We start from the raw sequence: 16,418 nt of genomic DNA on the forward strand, positions 1-16,418 counted from the left end.
AACTATATGATCCTCTCAGATATATCTCATAACATCGCTATCCATGTGGAAACAGCCTATTTGCCGGAGCAATCTGACCCCGAGAAAAAGCGCTATGTATTTTCCTATCACATCACCATTACCAACAATGATCCCCAGCCAGTTCAGCTGTTAAGGCGCCGCTGGCTGATTGTCGATGGTGATGAGCAGGTTCAGGAAGTTGAAGGCGAAGGCGTTATAGGCGAACAGCCGGTTATTGAACCACAGCAAAGTTACAGCTATACCAGTGGTACAGTACTGGCAACACGGGTGGGCAGCATGCAGGGACACTACCTGATGAAAACCGGTGAGGGCGACACATTTAATGCTGATATAGAGCCCTTTACGCTCGCTCTTCCCAACGCCTTGCACTGAGGACTCTGCAAATGGCAACCTATGCAATCGGGGATATTCAGGGCTGCTACGACGAGCTTCAGGCACTGCTGAATCATATCGGTTTTACGGATACCGACCAGCTCTGGCTGGCGGGTGATCTGGTTAACCGGGGACCCAAATCCCTTGAGACCCTGCGTTTTCTTTACAGCATCCGGGATCAGGTAGTCGTGACGCTGGGCAACCACGACCTGCATATGCTGGCCGTTTACAGTGGCGCCATCAAACCCAGACGTTCCGACACTTTTCAGGATCTGCTAAAGGCCCCTGATGCAAAACAGCTGATGAAGTGGCTACGCTTTCAGCCCCTGCTGGTTACCGATGAACAACTGGGGTTTACCATGGCGCATGCAGGCATACCGCCTCAATGGTCGCTGAAAAAAGCTCAAAAGCGGTCGAAAGAGGTAGAAACCGTACTGCAAAGCACTCTGGCAACGGAGTTCTTCAAGCGGATGTATGGTAATCAGCCCGCCTGCTGGTCGAGTAAACTGGAAGGATTTGACCGCATCAGAACTATTACCAATTACTTTACCCGAATGCGCTTCTGCGACAGCAAGGGCTGCATGGAGTTTTCCGCCAAAGGCGCACTGTCCAGCCAGCCAAGTGGCTTTTTGCCCTGGTTTATCCATCAGGGTAAAGTATTTCAGCAAAGCCGGGTTATCTTTGGCCACTGGGCCGCACTGGAAGGCAAAGCAGACCGGCAAAACGTCTATGCTATTGATACCGGCTGCGTATGGGGCGGTAAACTGACAGCACTACGACTCGAGGATCAGCAACTGTTTTCTGTAAATAGCAAAATGAGGTACGGCAACTGATGGATAATTTTGAATGTATCGATATCGTCCGCGCTGAACAACTGATCACTGAGGGCGCCATCATTGCTGATATCCGTGACCCACAGAGTTATCAGCAAAACCACATTAAAAACGCCGTTCACCTGAGCAACGATACCCTGCATGATTTCATCCAGTCGGCAGATATGGACACTCCGCTGATTGTCTGTTGCTATCACGGTTTCAGCAGTCAGTCCGCAGCGGGCTTCCTGATCCAGCAAGGCTTTGACCAGGTATACAGCCTCGATGGTGGCTTTGAACTCTGGCAAGCCAGCCGTCCTGACCTCTGCTCCAACAGCTGAGTGATGCAGACCTATCTGGTTGGCGGCGCAGTCAGAGACAACTTGCTGGGCTATCCGGTATATGACCGGGACTGGGTTGTGGTTGGCGCAACACCCGAGCAGATGCTGCAACAGGGGTTTCGACCAGTAGGCAAAGACTTCCCGGTTTTTATCCACCCTGACAGTGGTGAAGAGTACGCCCTGGCCAGAACCGAGCGCAAGTCCGGTAAAGGCTATGCCGGTTTCCGCTATTACGCCAGCCCTGACGTCACCCTGGAGGAGGATCTGATCCGCCGGGACCTGACTATCAATGCCATGGCAATGGACGACCAGGGCAATATCACCGACCCCTACAATGGCCAGCGCGACCTGCAACAAAAGGTGCTACGTCATGTTTCACCCGCCTTTTCCGAAGATCCTTTGAGAGTTCTCCGGGTAGCTCGTTTTCAGGCCCGTTATGCTGGCCTTGGCTTCACGATCGCGCCGCAGACTCTCAGACTGATGCAACAGCTGGCGCAAGGGGATGAACTTGAGCACCTCACAGCCGAAAGGGTATGGCAGGAGTTTCAGCGAGCCTTGGGCGAGGACTCTCCTCAGCAGTTTTTGGTTACCCTGCTTCAGGCCAATGCACTGATAAAACTGTTTCCTGAACTCATAGCGGCAGCGCGTGACACACAAACCCTCACGGCGATAAGCCAGCCGGTCGACCCCCGGGTCCGGTTTGCCATATTACTGCGCAGCGCATTCGCGAAAATCCCTCTGGCGCAACGCAATCAATACATCAAAAAGTTTTGCGACGATCACCGCACGCCTAATGCATACCGGGATCTGGCATTACAGTTTTGTAGTCAGTCAGATCAGCTGTGTCACTACTCACAACTGGACGCCGAACAACGGCTTGAGCTGGTCAGACAGCTTGATCTGTTGCGACGCGATGAGCACCTCAGCTTGCTACTTCAGGGGTGTTCAGTGATCTGCAAAGAAACCCTGGCCGTAGAACAGCAACTACCCCAACTGCTTGAGTCGCTCCGGAAAATCAACCCGAAAGCGCTGATGGATCAGGGATTCAAAGGCAAAGCACTGGGTGAAGCGCTTTACCGCACTCAGCTGGCTGTTTGCCAACAACAGATCGACGGAGTTTTATAGTGACACAGCCTGTTGCACTGATTACCGGTGCCGCCCGAAGAATCGGTGCAACCATAGCACGACAGTTATGTCAGCAAGGCTACCGGGTTATTATCCACTGCCATCATTCCACCGAAGCCGCCGAATTGCTGGCAGACGAACTCAACGGATTAAAGCCGGGCAGCGCCAGAGTATTACAGGCTGACCTCAACAACAGCCAACAGGTATCGGAACTGGCCGATCAGACACTGGCTTGCTGGGGACAGATCGATCTGCTGGTCAACAATGCATCATCCTTCTATCCAACGCCGCTTGAACAAAGCAGCGACCAACAATGGGATGATCTGATCAACAGCAACCTGAAAGCTGCTTACTTTCTTTCAGCAAAGCTGGCTGACGCTCTGAAGCAGCAGCAGGGTAACATTATCAACCTGGTGGACATCCACGCTCAGAGAGCACTTCCCGGATATCCGATCTACTCAATCGCGAAGGCGGGTCTGCAGATGATGACTCTCAGCCTGGCCAAAGAGCTGGCCCCTGCAATCCGGGTCAATGGGGTCGCTCCGGGCCCCATTCTCTGGCCCGAGCAGGAAGCGGCAGTGAGTCCTGCGGAGCAAGACGCAATTCTGGAGAAAACTTTGCTGCAGCGGGCAGGAACACCCGAAGATATCGCTGAGACAGTGCTGTTTCTGGCAGGCCAGCATTACATTACCGGCCAGATCATCGCAGTCGATGGCGGAAAATCACTTTATAGCCATTAACTTAAGCGAAGGCTGAACGGCAGTTAACAAACAGCCTTATGCCTCATCAAGGCCGATCAGCGGACTCTCCATCACGGCGGCAATGGCCGTTATCATCTCTCGCTCCACCGGCACTATCTCGCCATCATGACGCACCACCTGTACCATCCCCTTCAGCATCCGCTGCCGAATAAATGGAGTCGCCGCAGCCAGCTCAGTCACCGATGCGGCAAACCGCTCACGGGTACATTCAGCGCGGGGCAAAAGGGCCAGGGTATAGAGTCCAGCCACGCCAGCTCCCCGATTAAAGGCTTTCAGAGTCAGGTCATCCGGCATCTCACCATGATAAGCCAGCATTGAGATAACCACAGCGTAATGATCACCAAGTGCTTTGATACTATCGTAACGGTTTTGCCGTTTACGTCTAACGCCAAAGTGGGCATCACAGTAGCGACTCACCAGCTGATACAATACCCATTCGAACAGATCAATCTGCTGATCCGCCTGAACCACCCTGAGCAGCAATCGCTTAAACGATTTATACTGACTCGCTGATTGCGACTTCAGAGCAGGTAATGCCAACTCAATCAACTGCAGATATTCAGCCCGGGAGAGTTGTTCAAAACGCTTCAGACAGGTACACAGACGATCCTCCAGCGCTGCATCTTCAGCACCGATCAGTGTTAACTGCTTCTCCCTGACCCGGCTATCACCATCCATCAGCAAGCCCAGTAAAACGATCCTGGCATCATAGGGATCTCGCGCCAGGTTATACAGATCATTGTCTGATGTATGCGGGCTCCCGGGGGGTTGATCCTGCTCCGTATCATTCATCAACTCGGCACCCGCCAGTGTACCGATAAGCGCATCAATGACCTCCGCATTCGGACAGTTTGCTTTGATAATCTTATCAACATCCGCCTCAGCAGAACGCAGCGAGGGCTGAGGTTCAAGGTAGTTACCATCCCATTCCGGGTCAACTTTACGAATCCGGACGTCCAGCGGGGGATGGGTTGACCAGAGCCAGCCTGGCATCACCGCTGAAAAGAACAGATGCCCCGCTTCCTGACACTCGGGATGGCTCAGGTGTCCCTGAAAATGACTGCCCCCAATCACTTTCAACGCCCCCCCAATACCCTCGGGGTTGCGGGTAAACTGCACTGCGGAGGCATCCGCCAGAAACTCACGTTGACGGCTGATGGCAGCCTTGAGCATGTTGCCCACCATCACCCCACACCAGCCGACCACCATCAGCCCCAGTCCCAGCAATACCAGATACCCCCGACTGGAGCTTTTGGAACGGGTCGAATCAGCCCACCAACTGGTTCTGCTACTGGCAAATACCCGTCCTAATTCAGCAAAAAAAACCATGCCATGAAGCATCACCAGTAAACGCATATTAATGCGCATATCGCCGTTAAGAATATGACTGAATTCGTGCGCAATAACCCCCTGCAACTGATCCCGACTGAGGCTATCCAGTGTCCCCCGGGTTACACAGATCGCGGCATCAGTGAGTCCAAGTCCAGCGGCAAACGCATTGATACCCATCTCATTATGCATTACATAGACAGGAGGCACGGGAATGCCGGCAGCCAGTGCCATCTCTTCGACGACATTGATTAGCCGCCGCTCAGCGGTATCATTTGTTAACGGCTGCACCTGCCGCCCGCCAAACATCTCCGCAACCGCACCGCCGCCTTGTTTTACATCCAGCCATTTCAGCCACGCGGCGAACAGCAACAGCAACCCGATAGCCAGCGCGACCACAAAGATTCGCTGCCAGCTCAGATAGTCAAGAAACACACGATCGGGTAACGCCAGAGGGTCATCGTTCACCCAGAGATACCAGGCAAACAGCAGGTTTATCAGCACGACCAGAGCGATATTAAGCAGCACGAAGAGCAGCATCAGAATGCGGCTGCTCTTACGGGCCTGATCCTGAGCCGCATAGAAGTTCATTGACAGTCCCTATCTCAGATACTGTTTACAGGTAAAATCAGAAGCTGACTTTAGGTGCAACCTGCAGCTGCTCCCGGTCGGCAAACTCCAGTAAAGTTGCATCCTGCACATGGCCAAAGGTTCCGGCCAGCAATACCGGCGGAAAGGTTTGCTTATAACTGTTGTACTCGGTCACCGCATCGTTAAATGCCTGACGGGAGAACGCTACGCGGTTTTCCGTAGAGGTTAGCTCTTCACTCAGTTGGCGCATATTAGTATCCGCTTTCAGGTCGGGATACGCCTCTACCACGATGCTGAGTTTGCCCAGCGCGCCCTGCAATCCGCCTTCGGCCCGGGCCAGCTGAGATAACGCCTGAGCACTGCCCGGATCAGCCGCCGCCGCTTTCAGCCCCGCCATCGCCTCATTACGCGCCGCAATCACCGCCTCCAGCGTCCCCCGCTCATGCTCCAGATAGGCCTTCGCCGTTTCTACCAGATTGGGTATCAGGTCATAACGGCGTTTTAGCTGAACATCAATTTGTGAAAAGCTGTTCTGGTAGCGGTTTTTCAGCGTCACCAGCCGGTTGTAGATCGCTACAACATAGAACACCAGCGCAACAATGATAACCAAAAATATAAGTGATCCCATTCCCATCGTATAACTCCTTTATAATTTAAAAACGGTCCTGTTGATCAGGCAGAAAGATCCTTCTCCCGCCAGATAAATGACACCGGATGCAGGGGTTGCTTATCCTTATCGTAGTCCAGCCACAGCTGCTGATAGGTTTCAGCCAAAACCGGATGCCGGGACTTAGGCGCCAGTTCTGCTAATGGCCATAGCACAAATGCATTTTCAGTGATCTCGCCACGCGGCAGGGTGACGCCATCAATCACGCCGATAAGTGCATCATATGTGAGAATATCGATATCCAGCGTCCGGCCACTGAATTTCGGTGACGTCCGGCAACGGCCATTATCATCCTCGATCATCTTTAACTTTTTACTCAGTTCGCCCACCGGCAACTCAGTGTTAAACGACGCCACCAGGTTGTAGAAGTTATCACCATCAAATCCAACAGGCTCACTTTCAAAAACCGGCGACAAGGCCAACTTTTCAAATTGTGCGTCCAGGGCATCAAGACAACGATTAATATAGACTTCACGTTCAGTATTACTACCGATACTAACAAACACCTGAGCCATCAGAAGCGCTCTCCACGTTCAATAATTACACCGACATCCCGGGCCATTGGCACTGCACCGGGTTTCCCCAGCTTCAGCTTCAGCCAGCGGACACCAAATTCATCCAAAATAATCTGCGCAATCTCTTCCGCCATCGTCTCCACCAGAAGAAATTCACTGGTTTCAATAAAGCTGATTAAGCGATCTGAGACCGTTTTATAATTAAGGGTGCTATCAATATCTTCAGAGGCCGCGGCCTGTTGAATATCGGTAGCCATCTTAATATCCAGACATACCGTCTGACGGATCTCACGCTCCCAGTCATAGATTCCAATTACGGTCTCTACCTTTAACCCCTCAATATACACAATATCCAAGACAAAACCCTTACACTCGTGTTATCAACATCAGACTGCCCTAAAAACGCTCAGAAGGACTCTGTTAGCGCTCTCTTAGATCGCGTCCAACCTGTCTTAATAATCATACGTCCAGATACCTGCACCAGCATATAGCGCCCATTACGTTGCCAGATATAACGCCGGGTAGAACAATATTGCCGTTTTAGCTGAATAATATGGTTGCAGGTTCGCTGACTGACCAGGCGCTGCTGCTCTTTACCCCAGTATGCATAGAGGGTATCAATATTATCACCCGCCTTGATCAGACTGCCATCCTCCATCCTTAGACCCGCTGAACAATGGCTTGCCAGCAACAACAGTATTAACACTACCCGCTTCTTCATCCCTGAATCCCTCAGTCGCACCGGTTACAGCTTTCATCCTGAGCTGAAGTGCGCTATAAAAAATAGCTTACCCTAACACGCAACAGCGGAACCGGAATATGATCGAAGCAGATGCTGCCACAACGCTGACCATTATGCTCGTCGGTTACCTGCTGGGTTCTATTCCGTTTGCCGTGCTGATTTGTCACTTTATGGGGATCGGCGACCCTCGTCAACTGGGCTCGAGAAATCCTGGCGCAACAAATGTCTTACGTACCGGAAACCGTCCCGCGGCACTGTTAACACTGACCGGTGATTTCAGTAAAGGGATGCTGGCGGTTTCTATCGCACAATGGGCTGACCTTGACCTGTTCGACCAGGCTTTAGTGGGAATATCTGCCCTGATTGGCCATGTATGGTCAGTTTTTTTGCATTTCAGAGGCGGCAAGGGAGTCGCCACCATGTTAGGTGGTTGCCTGTTTCTCGATTATCGCCTGGCGCTGTCCCAGGGCGCCATCTGGCTTTTGGTGCTGGCCATTCGTCGCATATCGTCACTGGCGGCGGTCAGCATGTCCCTGCTAAGCCCTGTGCTGAGCTGGATCCTGGCCCCTCAGCTGTTACTGCCGGTGATTATTATGAGCAGTCTAATTCTGGCAACCCATCATCAGAATATACGCAACCTACTGAATGGCCGGGAAAGCCGGCTATAACACGCCATCTAGCTAAAGCAGCAAACAATATCAGACGAACTCAGGGATATTAGGTCACTCTTTTTAATTGGCTCAAGTTTTAATTGGCTCAAGGGTGTCCAGCGGCCAGCGAGGTACACACTGAATCGACAGATCACTCTGCTGCCCGGCCATAAGACGCTGACAACCGGCATAGGCGATCATCGCACCATTATCGGTACAGAACTGCGGACGGGCATAAAACAATTCGGCCCGCTCTTTTTTAACCATCACTTCAAGTCGGTCGCGCAGACGCTGATTGGCACTGACACCTCCGGCGATCACCAGTTGCTTAAAGCCGGTTTGCTGAAGTGCCCGGCGACACTTAATCGCCAGCGTGTCGACCACCGCCTCCTCAAAAGCAGCGGCAATATCCCGGCGGTCTTTCTCTGACAGTGCTCCATCCACCCGGAGGTCATTCGATGTATTCAGGGTAAAGGTTTTCAGCCCACTGAAACTTAAATCAAGACCCGGCCGGTCGGTCATTGGCCGCGGAAAGCGAAACCGCGTGCGATCACCCTGCTCAGCCAAACGCGCCACTTCCGGCCCGCCAGGATAGTTCAGGCCAAGCATCTTGGCCGCCTTGTCAAACGCCTCGCCGGCGGCATCATCGAGTGATTCGCCCAGCAATACATACTCACCAATTGCTTCGACCTGGACCAGCTGAGTATGTCCGCCGGACACCAGCAGTGCGACAAACGGAAACGCCGGAGGCTGTTGCTCCAGCATCGGCGCCAGCAAATGGCCCTCCATATGATGCACTCCGATGGCGGGAATCCCCCAGGCCAGCGCCATCGCCCGGCCGGTAGAGGCGCCAACCATCAGCGCACCAATCAAACCGGGGCCTGCAGTATAAGCGACAGCATCCAGCTCTTCCGGTCGGGTATCTGCCTGGGATAGAACCTCTTTGACCAGCGGAAGCAACTTACGGACATGATCGCGGGAAGCCAGCTCAGGCACAACACCACCATACTCGGCATGCATCGCAACCTGACTATAGAGAGCATCGCCCAATAAGCCTGCCTCACTATCATAGATAGCAACACCGGTTTCATCACAGGAGGTTTCGATTCCTAACACACGCATTGTTCACGGTTCTCACTCAAAATCACAAATAAATAGCTGCGCGCAAAGCCGCAGGACTGCTAATGTGACGCCATTATCATCCATTTTAACAATCATTTCATCGTATTTAGGCTTTACACTGCTGGATCATAAGAATAAAATACCGGCCCTTATTGGCCAGCTGTGTCTTAAACTCAGCGGAACAGACATTAAATTTCTACAGGAAAGGTAAGGTATTTATATGCCAGCAGTTAAAGTTAAAGAAAACGAGCCATTTGACGTAGCTCTGCGTCGTTTCAAACGTTCTTGCGAAAAAGCCGGTGTACTGGCTGAAGTGCGTCGTCGTGAATTCTACGAGAAGCCTACTTCTATCCGTAAGCGTAAGGCTGCTGCTGCTGTTAAGCGTCACCTGAAGAAAGTTCAGCGCGAAAACCAGCGTCGCGTTCGTCTGTACTAAGATCTTCACCACGCATTAAACAGCCTTTACATAGCCAGGAGAGCGGTATGTCCGAACTGAAAAAACGTATCAGTGACGAGATGAAAGCTGCCATGCGCGCGAAAGCAAAAGAGCGCCTTGGTACTATCCGTATGATTCTGGCTGAGCTCAAACGCATCGAAGTCGATGAGCGTATTGAGCTGGATGATGCACGTGTCCTCGCGATTCTGGATAAGATGCAAAAACAGCGTCGCGATTCGATCGAGCAGTTTAACACTGCCGGTCGTGATGATCTGGCCGATATCGAGCAACAGGAACTTCTTGTCATCAGGGAGTTCCTGCCTCAGCCACTGACTGAAGCAGAACTGGAAGCTATTGTCGCACAGGCTGTGACAGATTCCGGTGCGCAGAACATGCAGGATATGGGTAAAGTGATGGCCCTGGTAAAACCTCAGGTTCAGGGACGCGCAGACATGGGCGCCATCAGCAAACTGGTTAAAACCGCCCTCAATAGTTAAAATAACTGCTGATCCTCTCCCCTCATCAGCAGGTAGTCTGACACTATGGCCGGACGCATACCACAGAGCTTTATCGATGATCTCCTGGCTCGGGTAAACGTACTCGATATTGTTGAAGCCAGAGTCAAACTCAAGCGCACCGGGAAGAACTACTCCGGCCTTTGCCCGTTTCATAAAGAGAAATCCCCTTCATTTACCGTCAATAATGAAAAACAGTTCTATTATTGTTTTGGCTGCGGTGCCGGTGGTAACTCCCTCAGTTTTCTTATGGAGCATGACCGCCTGAGCTTCCCCGAAGCGGTGGAAGAACTCGCCAAGCTCGCTGGCGTTGAAATGCCAAAGACGGAAGGACCTGTTGATCATCAGCGCGAGCAGCGCATCAAAGATATCTACTCTCTGCTTGAAGAAGCCTCTGAGTACTACCAACAGCAGCTTCGTAAACACCCCGATAAAGAGATCGCGGTTAACTATCTTAAGAATCGAGGTCTGACAGGCCAGTTTGCCGCCCGTTTCGGTATCGGTTATGCGCCTCCTGGATGGGACAACCTGCTGAAAAAGCTGGCCCGGGATGAGGCAACCAAGCTCCGCCTTGAACAGGCCGGAATGCTGATCAATAAAGAAGATTCTGATCGTTACTATGACCGTTTTCGTGAACGGATCATGTTTCCTATCCGGGACATGCGCGGCCGGGTAATTGCATTTGGCGGACGGGTACTGGGAGACGAAAAACCCAAATACCTCAACTCCCCCGAAACCGATACTTTCCATAAAAGCCGCGAACTGTACGGCCTGTATGAAGCCCGCAAGTACAACCAGAAACTTGAGCGCCTGATTATCGTTGAGGGCTATATGGATGTTGTCGGTCTGGCTCAATACGGTATCGGCTATGCCGTTGCTACGCTGGGCACCGCAACCACAGCCCAGCACCTTGAACGACTCCTGAAGATGGTCCCCGAAGTCATATTCTGCTTCGATGGCGATGAAGCGGGTCGCAAAGCAGCTAAGCGCGCACTGGACACCACCATGCCTGTCATCACAGACGGCAAACAGGCACGCTTTCTCTTCCTGCCTGAAGGAGAGGACCCTGACAGTCTGGTACGACAAGAGGGCTGCGAAGCATTTGAGCAGCGACTAAACGAGTCTCTCCCACTCTCCGACTTTTTCTTCAAGACACTGGAAGAAGGCGCCGATATGAGCTCATTGGATGGACGTGCCCGGTTCAGCAACCAGGCGCTCCCGCTGATCGATCAGATGCAGCCTGGCATTCTTAAGCAGATGATGCAGGAGAAGATTTCCGAACTGACCGGCCTCAGTCTTGAACAGCTAATTAGCGTCAATAACCTGCAGGAAACCACCGGCACCCATTCCGCACCGGAACCGGATTACTATCACGGCGAGTCAGATTATTCCGATGATGGATACTTTGATTACCAGCCGGAACACAATAGTTTCCAGCCGGAAAGAAAATCTAACAAAGAGTTTGTCAAAGGCGGCAAGAAAGCCCGCCCGGCTCCCCCGGGAGGTTCAGCCGTACACTTCAATCCAGGCAGCACCGCAATATCAATACTGCTCCACTTGCCCGCGCTGGCAAGCCAGTGCGGCAATCTGGAGATACTCGCCAACACCGAAGATGATACCGAGAAGCTTCTCTATCAGTTAAACCGATATCTGCAGGAAAACCCCGGCGTCACCCCAGGCATCCTGGCAGTTGACTGGCAGGAACACGATCACCTGAAACCACTGATTCAACAACTGAATGAGATAGCGCATCAGACACCCATCATCGACGCTAACAATGCACAGCAGGTTTTAAACGACTGCCTCAACCGCCTGCAGGAACGCCATCTGGACAAGGAAATTCTGCAACTAAAATCCCAGCCCCACCTCAGCACCGAGGATAAGCAGCGTCTTAACACACTCATAATGAAGCAAGCGGGAAGCCGGTTACGCAAAACGCCTGAAAAATAACCAATCCCTATTGAAATTCATCAAACCACCCCCATCTACTGAGCTACGGAGCAAACTAAGCTCCGGTTCTCATTTTTATGCACAGCACATTGAAAATAGTCTATTTTAATAGATGAAATACCCTTATTAGCCTCCGCGGTCTGTAGAATTCATACCCCGTAATCGCTATAATGTCGGGCTAATTTTTTTCACTTTTGTCATCACTGAAGGGCAATTATGTCAGATACATCTAAGCAGCAGTCACGCCTCAAGGAATTGATCGCACGGGGTAAGGAGCAAGGCTACCTTACTTATGCTGAAGTTAATGATCATCTGCCAGAAGATATTGCTGATCCGGACCAGGTAGAAGATATAATCCGTATGATCAACGATATGGGTATATCGGTCACCGAAGAAGCTCCGGATGCCGAAACCCTGCTCATGACAGAAGGCGACTCCGCCGAGGAAGCGGATGAAGAAGCAGTCGCAGCACTTGCCGCCGTTGAATCCGATGCCGGACGCACCACCGATCCTGTACGTATGTATATGCGGGAAATGGGCACGGTTGAGCTTTTGACCCGACAGGGTGAGATAGAGATAGCCAAGCGGATTGAAGAAGGTCTGCGTGAAGTCATGGCCGGCCTGGCCGCATTTCCTGGATCAGTTGATGCCATACTCACAGCTTACGAAACAACGCTGGAAGAAGAGGGTCGCCTGAGCGATATTTTCAGCGGTTATATCGATCCTGATGATGGCGTTGAGATTCCCTCTGCCGCTCAGCAGGCTGAAGCCGCCGAAGACTCTGATGATGATGACGAAGAGAAAGAACGCGGCCCTGACCCTGAAGAAGCCAAGCGACGTTTTGATCTGTTACGCAGCACCTATCAAACCTACCAGAAAGCGGTAGCGAAAGAGGGCCGCAGCAGCAAGACAGCAGCGAAAGCGTTTGTAGAACTTGCAGATGCCTTTTCTCCGATAAAACTGTCACCACGCTTTTACGATATGCTGGTCGATAATGTGCGCAGCTCGATTGACCGGATCCGTAAGCAGGAAAGGACAATTATGCAGATTTGCACCCAGCGTGCAAAAATGCCGCGCCGTCAGTTTATCAAAGAGTTTCCAGGCAACGAGACAAACAGCGAATGGCTGGACAAGCTGCTTAGCTCTGATGCGGACTATACCCGCGCTCTCAAGCGCCACGAGATTGAACTGCGCAGAGCACAGAAAAAACTCGTTCAGGCTGAGCAAGCGATGCAGCTGACGCTGAACGAGATAAAAGAGGTAAACCGTCGCATGTCGATCGGTGAAGCCCGCGCCCGTCGTGCCAAGAAAGAGATGGTTGAAGCCAACCTGCGTCTGGTTATCTCTATCGCTAAAAAGTACACCAACCGCGGCCTGCAGTTTCTCGACCTGATTCAGGAAGGTAACATCGGCCTGATGAAAGCCGTGGATAAGTTTGAATACCGCCGAGGTTATAAATTCTCTACCTATGCAACCTGGTGGATTCGTCAGGCGATCACCCGCTCTATTGCGGACCAGGCGCGTACTATCCGTATCCCGGTGCACATGATCGAAACGATCAATAAGCTGAACCGAATCTCCCGTCAGATGCTACAGGAGATGGGACGCGAACCGTCACCGGAAGAGCTGGCTGAACGTATGGATATGCCGGAAGATAAAATCCGTAAGGTCCTTAAGATCGCTAAAGAACCGATCTCCATGGAAACACCGATCGGTGATGATGAAGATTCCAGCCTGGGTGATTTTATCGAGGATATCACCATCGACTCCCCGGTAGACTCTGCCACTGGCGAAGGCCTGCGTGAAGCGACCAAAGAGGTACTGGCCGGCCTGACAGCCCGTGAAGCAAAAGTACTGCGCATGCGTTTCGGTATCAACATGAACACCGACCACACTCTGGAAGAGGTGGGTAAGCAGTTCGATGTTACCCGTGAGCGTATCCGTCAGATCGAAGCAAAAGCACTGCGCAAGCTTCGTCACCCAAGCCGCTCAGACCATCTGCGCAGCTTCCTTGACGAACATTAAAATCTTTTAAATCAGACCGTTGCGCCCATAATATCCTGTGGTATTATGGGCGTCCTCTCCCTGAGAGCCGCTTTTATTCCTGCCTCAACCGGGGAATTAAGTTTTCACATGGGGGCCTTTAGCTCAGTTGGTTAGAGCGCTCGACTCATAATCGATCGGTCGCAGGTTCAAGTCCTGCAAGGCCCACCACCCCTTTAAATCAAACGATACAGAAAAGCTCGACTCACTCTTCAATAGAGACGGATCGGTCACAGGTTAAAGTCCTGCAAAGCCCACCACCCCCTTCACATCAAAATCTACAGAATAAGCTCGACTCACTCTTCAATAGAGACGGATCGGTCGCAGGTTCAAGTCCTGCAAGGCCCACACCCTGAGACCGCTATCCATCAACGTCATTAAGGAGTGGCGCTCGTAATTCAAATAACACTTTCTCGATAATTTAAATTCGCCTTATCAGGTTTAAGACTGATTAAAACGAGCCGGGGATATTTTTCGGTTAGAGAACGACAGTGGATGCCTGATAATGCATTGGATCTCTGATATCGTGCTGAGGGCTATAGCCGCTCACCGTCTTAAGCAGCAACCGCCTGACCTCTGTATAATCAAAACTGTCTAAAGCGATTTCCATTCGATCAATAATTGGCTTTAGCTCCGACCACTCAAGCATTACCTCCTCTGCTCGCATAATCATCGGATGATCGGTTTTCTGTACGTTATCGCCGATCAAAAGCTCTTCATAAAGTTTTTCGCCATCACGTAAACCGGTGTAAATAATTTCAATGTCACCATCGGGCTGACTCTCATCCTTAACAGACAAGCCTGTTAAGTTGATCATCTGCCTTGCCAGATTCTTGATTTTAACAGGTTTCCCCATATCCAGAACAAATACATCACCGGAGCATCCCATTGATCCGGCCTGTATGACCAGAGAGGAGGCTTCAGGTATAGTCATAAAGTACCGGGTTATCTCGGGGTCAGTCACCGTCACAGGTCCTCCCTCAGCTATCTGCTGCCGAAACAGAGGAATAACCGATCCGGAAGACCCTAGTACATTACCAAAACGCACCATCGCAAATCGAATACCATTTGCCTGTTCTCTTTTACTCAACGCCTGGAGTACAAGTTCAGCGAAGCGCTTGCTGGCGCCCATCACATTGGTAGGACGCACAGCTTTATCAGTCGAGATCAGCACGAAATTCTTAACCCCGCACTTAATAGCCGTTTCAGCGGCATTCCAGGTACCGAGCAGATTGTTACGAACGCCGGTGATCATATTACTTTCAACCAGCGGGACGTGTTTATACGCCGCCGCATGGTAAACGGTATCAACCGAATACTGCGTCATAACCTTCGTTAAATGTGCTGAATCAAGAACAGAACCCAGAACCGGGATAACCTCTACCTTGCCACCAGCTAACTTACTCAATTCCCGATCGATGCTGTAAAGCGCAAACTCTGATTGCTCAAAAAGGACAACACAGCGAGGATTCTGTTTCAGAATCTGACGACAAAGCTCTGAGCCGATCGACCCACCGGCCCCCGTTACCAAAACAGTCTGATCTAAAATACAGGCATCCAGCAAAGCTTTATCCGGCAGCACCTCTTCACGTCCAAGAAGATCAGCAATATCAACTTCACGTATATCATTAATCGTCACTTTGCCACCCGCAATAGCAGACAGAGAGGGCAACGTAAGCACCCGGAGATTGAATCGACTCAGCGAGTCAACAATTGCTTTACGCTTCATCCGGGAAATAGACGGGATAGCCAGCAAGACAGAGTCGATGTCAAAGCGTTCCACAAGCGCAGCGATATCAGCCGGGGCATACACCCTGACACCATTGATATCCATTCCCTGAAGGGTTTTGTCATCATCAACAAAGGCGAGTGCAACAAACTCGCTGGAACCCGCTAACGCTGTAGCCAGCTGTCTGCCTGCTGAACCGGCACCATAAATAACAACCCGGTCAGACTGATCTTGCGCTTTATGATCCCCGCCCGGAAAATCATGAAGAATGATCCATCGGGCCGCCATTCTGCTCCCGCCAATAACAAGCACAGAAACCAGCCAAAAAATAAAAAAAACTGAGCGGGGTGTATATTGTTCAAGTGCTAGCAGATAAGTCGCCAATGACCAGAAGAGCAGAGCCAACGTAACCGCTTTAATCACGGTCCATTGCGCCTGATAACCAATATAGCGAATAACCGCGCGATACAAGCCAAGCCGGATAAAGATAGGAATCGCAATCACCGGAGCCAACAGATACGCCGGCCAGTGAGCGAAATTATGAGCGGTCCAGTCGCCGTAACGCAGGGCAAAGCTCAACCAGCAACAGATTGGCAGCGCCACGAGATCGAAAGCAACAAAAATTGCTTTTTTGGATTGTCTGGATGAATTGAGAATCGATTTAAACAAAAATAATCCCTGAAAAGCTGTAACAAAA

Annotated in this window: 17 protein-coding genes and 1 tRNA gene; 11 read left to right on the forward strand and 7 right to left on the reverse strand. The window is 51.4% G+C overall.

Translation table 11 applies throughout. The features are described from left to right. Positions 1-6: 6 nt before the first annotated feature. Genes apaG through KDX31_15275 form a run of 5 tightly spaced genes read left to right on the forward strand, consistent with a single transcriptional unit; the run spans position 7 to position 3,411 of the window. Entirely contained in the window at positions 7-393 is a 387-nt protein-coding gene (gene apaG, locus KDX31_15255; protein ID UTW02691.1) for a Co2+/Mg2+ efflux protein ApaG, read from the forward strand. An 11-nt stretch (positions 394-404) separates the two neighbouring features. Next, on the forward strand, positions 405-1,226 hold the full coding sequence (locus KDX31_15260; GenBank protein ID UTW02692.1) for a symmetrical bis(5'-nucleosyl)-tetraphosphatase: 822 nt from the start codon (positions 405-407) through the stop codon (positions 1,224-1,226). Continuing rightward, complete coding sequence (gene glpE / locus KDX31_15265) at positions 1,226-1,546, forward strand: thiosulfate sulfurtransferase GlpE (GenBank protein UTW02693.1); 321 nt, start codon at positions 1,226-1,228, stop codon at positions 1,544-1,546. The genes KDX31_15260 and glpE overlap by 1 nt, the downstream gene beginning before the upstream one ends. A 3-nt stretch (positions 1,547-1,549) precedes the next feature. Continuing rightward, positions 1,550-2,671, forward strand: coding sequence for a hypothetical protein (locus KDX31_15270; protein UTW02694.1), 1,122 nt, complete (start codon positions 1,550-1,552; stop codon positions 2,669-2,671). Further along, entirely contained in the window at positions 2,671-3,411 is a 741-nt protein-coding gene (locus tag KDX31_15275) for a pteridine reductase (protein UTW02695.1), read from the forward strand. Before KDX31_15270 ends, KDX31_15275 begins: the two co-directional genes overlap by 1 nt. A gap of 36 nt (positions 3,412-3,447) precedes the next feature. Here the strand turns inward: KDX31_15275 and KDX31_15280 are convergent, their stop codons facing one another. Genes KDX31_15280 through KDX31_15300 form a run of 5 tightly spaced genes read right to left on the reverse strand, consistent with a single transcriptional unit; the run spans position 3,448 to position 7,255 of the window. Continuing rightward, a complete protein-coding gene (locus KDX31_15280) occupies positions 3,448-5,352 on the reverse strand; it encodes a M48 family metalloprotease (GenBank protein UTW02696.1) in 1,905 nt (634 codons plus the stop codon). 37 nt (positions 5,353-5,389) lie between these two features. Continuing rightward, on the reverse strand, positions 5,390-5,986 hold the full coding sequence (locus tag KDX31_15285) for a LemA family protein (protein ID UTW02697.1): 597 nt from the start codon (positions 5,984-5,986) through the stop codon (positions 5,390-5,392). A gap of 38 nt (positions 5,987-6,024) precedes the next feature. After that, positions 6,025-6,534 carry a 2-amino-4-hydroxy-6-hydroxymethyldihydropteridine diphosphokinase gene (folK, locus tag KDX31_15290; GenBank protein ID UTW02698.1) on the reverse strand — a complete coding sequence of 170 codons (510 nt, stop codon included), beginning with the start codon at positions 6,532-6,534 and terminating at the stop codon, positions 6,025-6,027. After that, positions 6,534-6,890: a dihydroneopterin aldolase gene (folB, locus tag KDX31_15295; GenBank protein ID UTW02699.1), complete on the reverse strand. Its 357-nt coding sequence runs from the start codon at positions 6,888-6,890 to the stop codon at positions 6,534-6,536. The genes folK and folB overlap by 1 nt, the downstream gene beginning before the upstream one ends. 50 nt (positions 6,891-6,940) lie before the next feature. Further along, on the reverse strand, positions 6,941-7,255 hold the full coding sequence (locus KDX31_15300; protein ID UTW02700.1) for a hypothetical protein: 315 nt from the start codon (positions 7,253-7,255) through the stop codon (positions 6,941-6,943). A 98-nt stretch (positions 7,256-7,353) separates the two neighbouring features. Between KDX31_15300 and plsY the strand changes: the two genes are divergently transcribed. After that, positions 7,354-7,944, forward strand: a complete 591-nt coding sequence (gene plsY / locus KDX31_15305) for a glycerol-3-phosphate 1-O-acyltransferase PlsY (protein ID UTW02701.1) — start codon at positions 7,354-7,356, stop codon at positions 7,942-7,944. Positions 7,945-8,016: 72 nt separating this feature from the next. On the opposite strand, the gene tsaD is transcribed toward plsY, so the two are convergent. Then, positions 8,017-9,048: a tRNA (adenosine(37)-N6)-threonylcarbamoyltransferase complex transferase subunit TsaD gene (gene tsaD, locus KDX31_15310; protein UTW02702.1), complete on the reverse strand. Its 1,032-nt coding sequence runs from the start codon at positions 9,046-9,048 to the stop codon at positions 8,017-8,019. Positions 9,049-9,268: 220 nt separating this feature from the next. Between tsaD and rpsU the strand changes: the two genes are divergently transcribed. The 5 genes from rpsU to KDX31_15335 all read left to right on the forward strand — a co-directional run bounded on the left by rpsU (position 9,269) and on the right by KDX31_15335 (position 14,163). Next, complete coding sequence (gene rpsU / locus KDX31_15315; GenBank protein ID UTW02703.1) at positions 9,269-9,484, forward strand: 30S ribosomal protein S21; 216 nt, start codon at positions 9,269-9,271, stop codon at positions 9,482-9,484. Positions 9,485-9,531: 47 nt separating this feature from the next. Next, positions 9,532-9,981 carry a GatB/YqeY domain-containing protein gene (locus KDX31_15320; protein UTW02704.1) on the forward strand — a complete coding sequence of 150 codons (450 nt, stop codon included), beginning with the start codon at positions 9,532-9,534 and terminating at the stop codon, positions 9,979-9,981. 45 nt (positions 9,982-10,026) lie between these two features. After that, on the forward strand, positions 10,027-11,949 hold the full coding sequence (gene dnaG / locus KDX31_15325; GenBank protein ID UTW02705.1) for a DNA primase: 1,923 nt from the start codon (positions 10,027-10,029) through the stop codon (positions 11,947-11,949). 216 nt (positions 11,950-12,165) lie between these two features. Beyond that, the gene (rpoD, locus tag KDX31_15330) at positions 12,166-13,974 is read left to right on the forward strand and encodes an RNA polymerase sigma factor RpoD (protein UTW02706.1); all 1,809 of its coding nucleotides are present in this window, start codon (positions 12,166-12,168) and stop codon (positions 13,972-13,974) included. Between the two features lie 112 nt (positions 13,975-14,086). Beyond that, positions 14,087-14,163 (forward strand) — tRNA-Ile (locus KDX31_15335). Positions 14,164-14,470: 307 nt separating this feature from the next. Here KDX31_15335 and KDX31_15340 read toward each other — a convergent pair. After that, entirely contained in the window at positions 14,471-16,390 is a 1,920-nt protein-coding gene (locus KDX31_15340; protein UTW02707.1) for a polysaccharide biosynthesis protein, read from the reverse strand. Between the last annotated feature and the right edge of the window lie 28 nt (positions 16,391-16,418).

This window comes from Amphritea atlantica, assembly GCA_024397875.1.
Classification (GTDB): domain Bacteria; phylum Pseudomonadota; class Gammaproteobacteria; order Pseudomonadales; family Balneatricaceae; genus Amphritea; species Amphritea atlantica_B.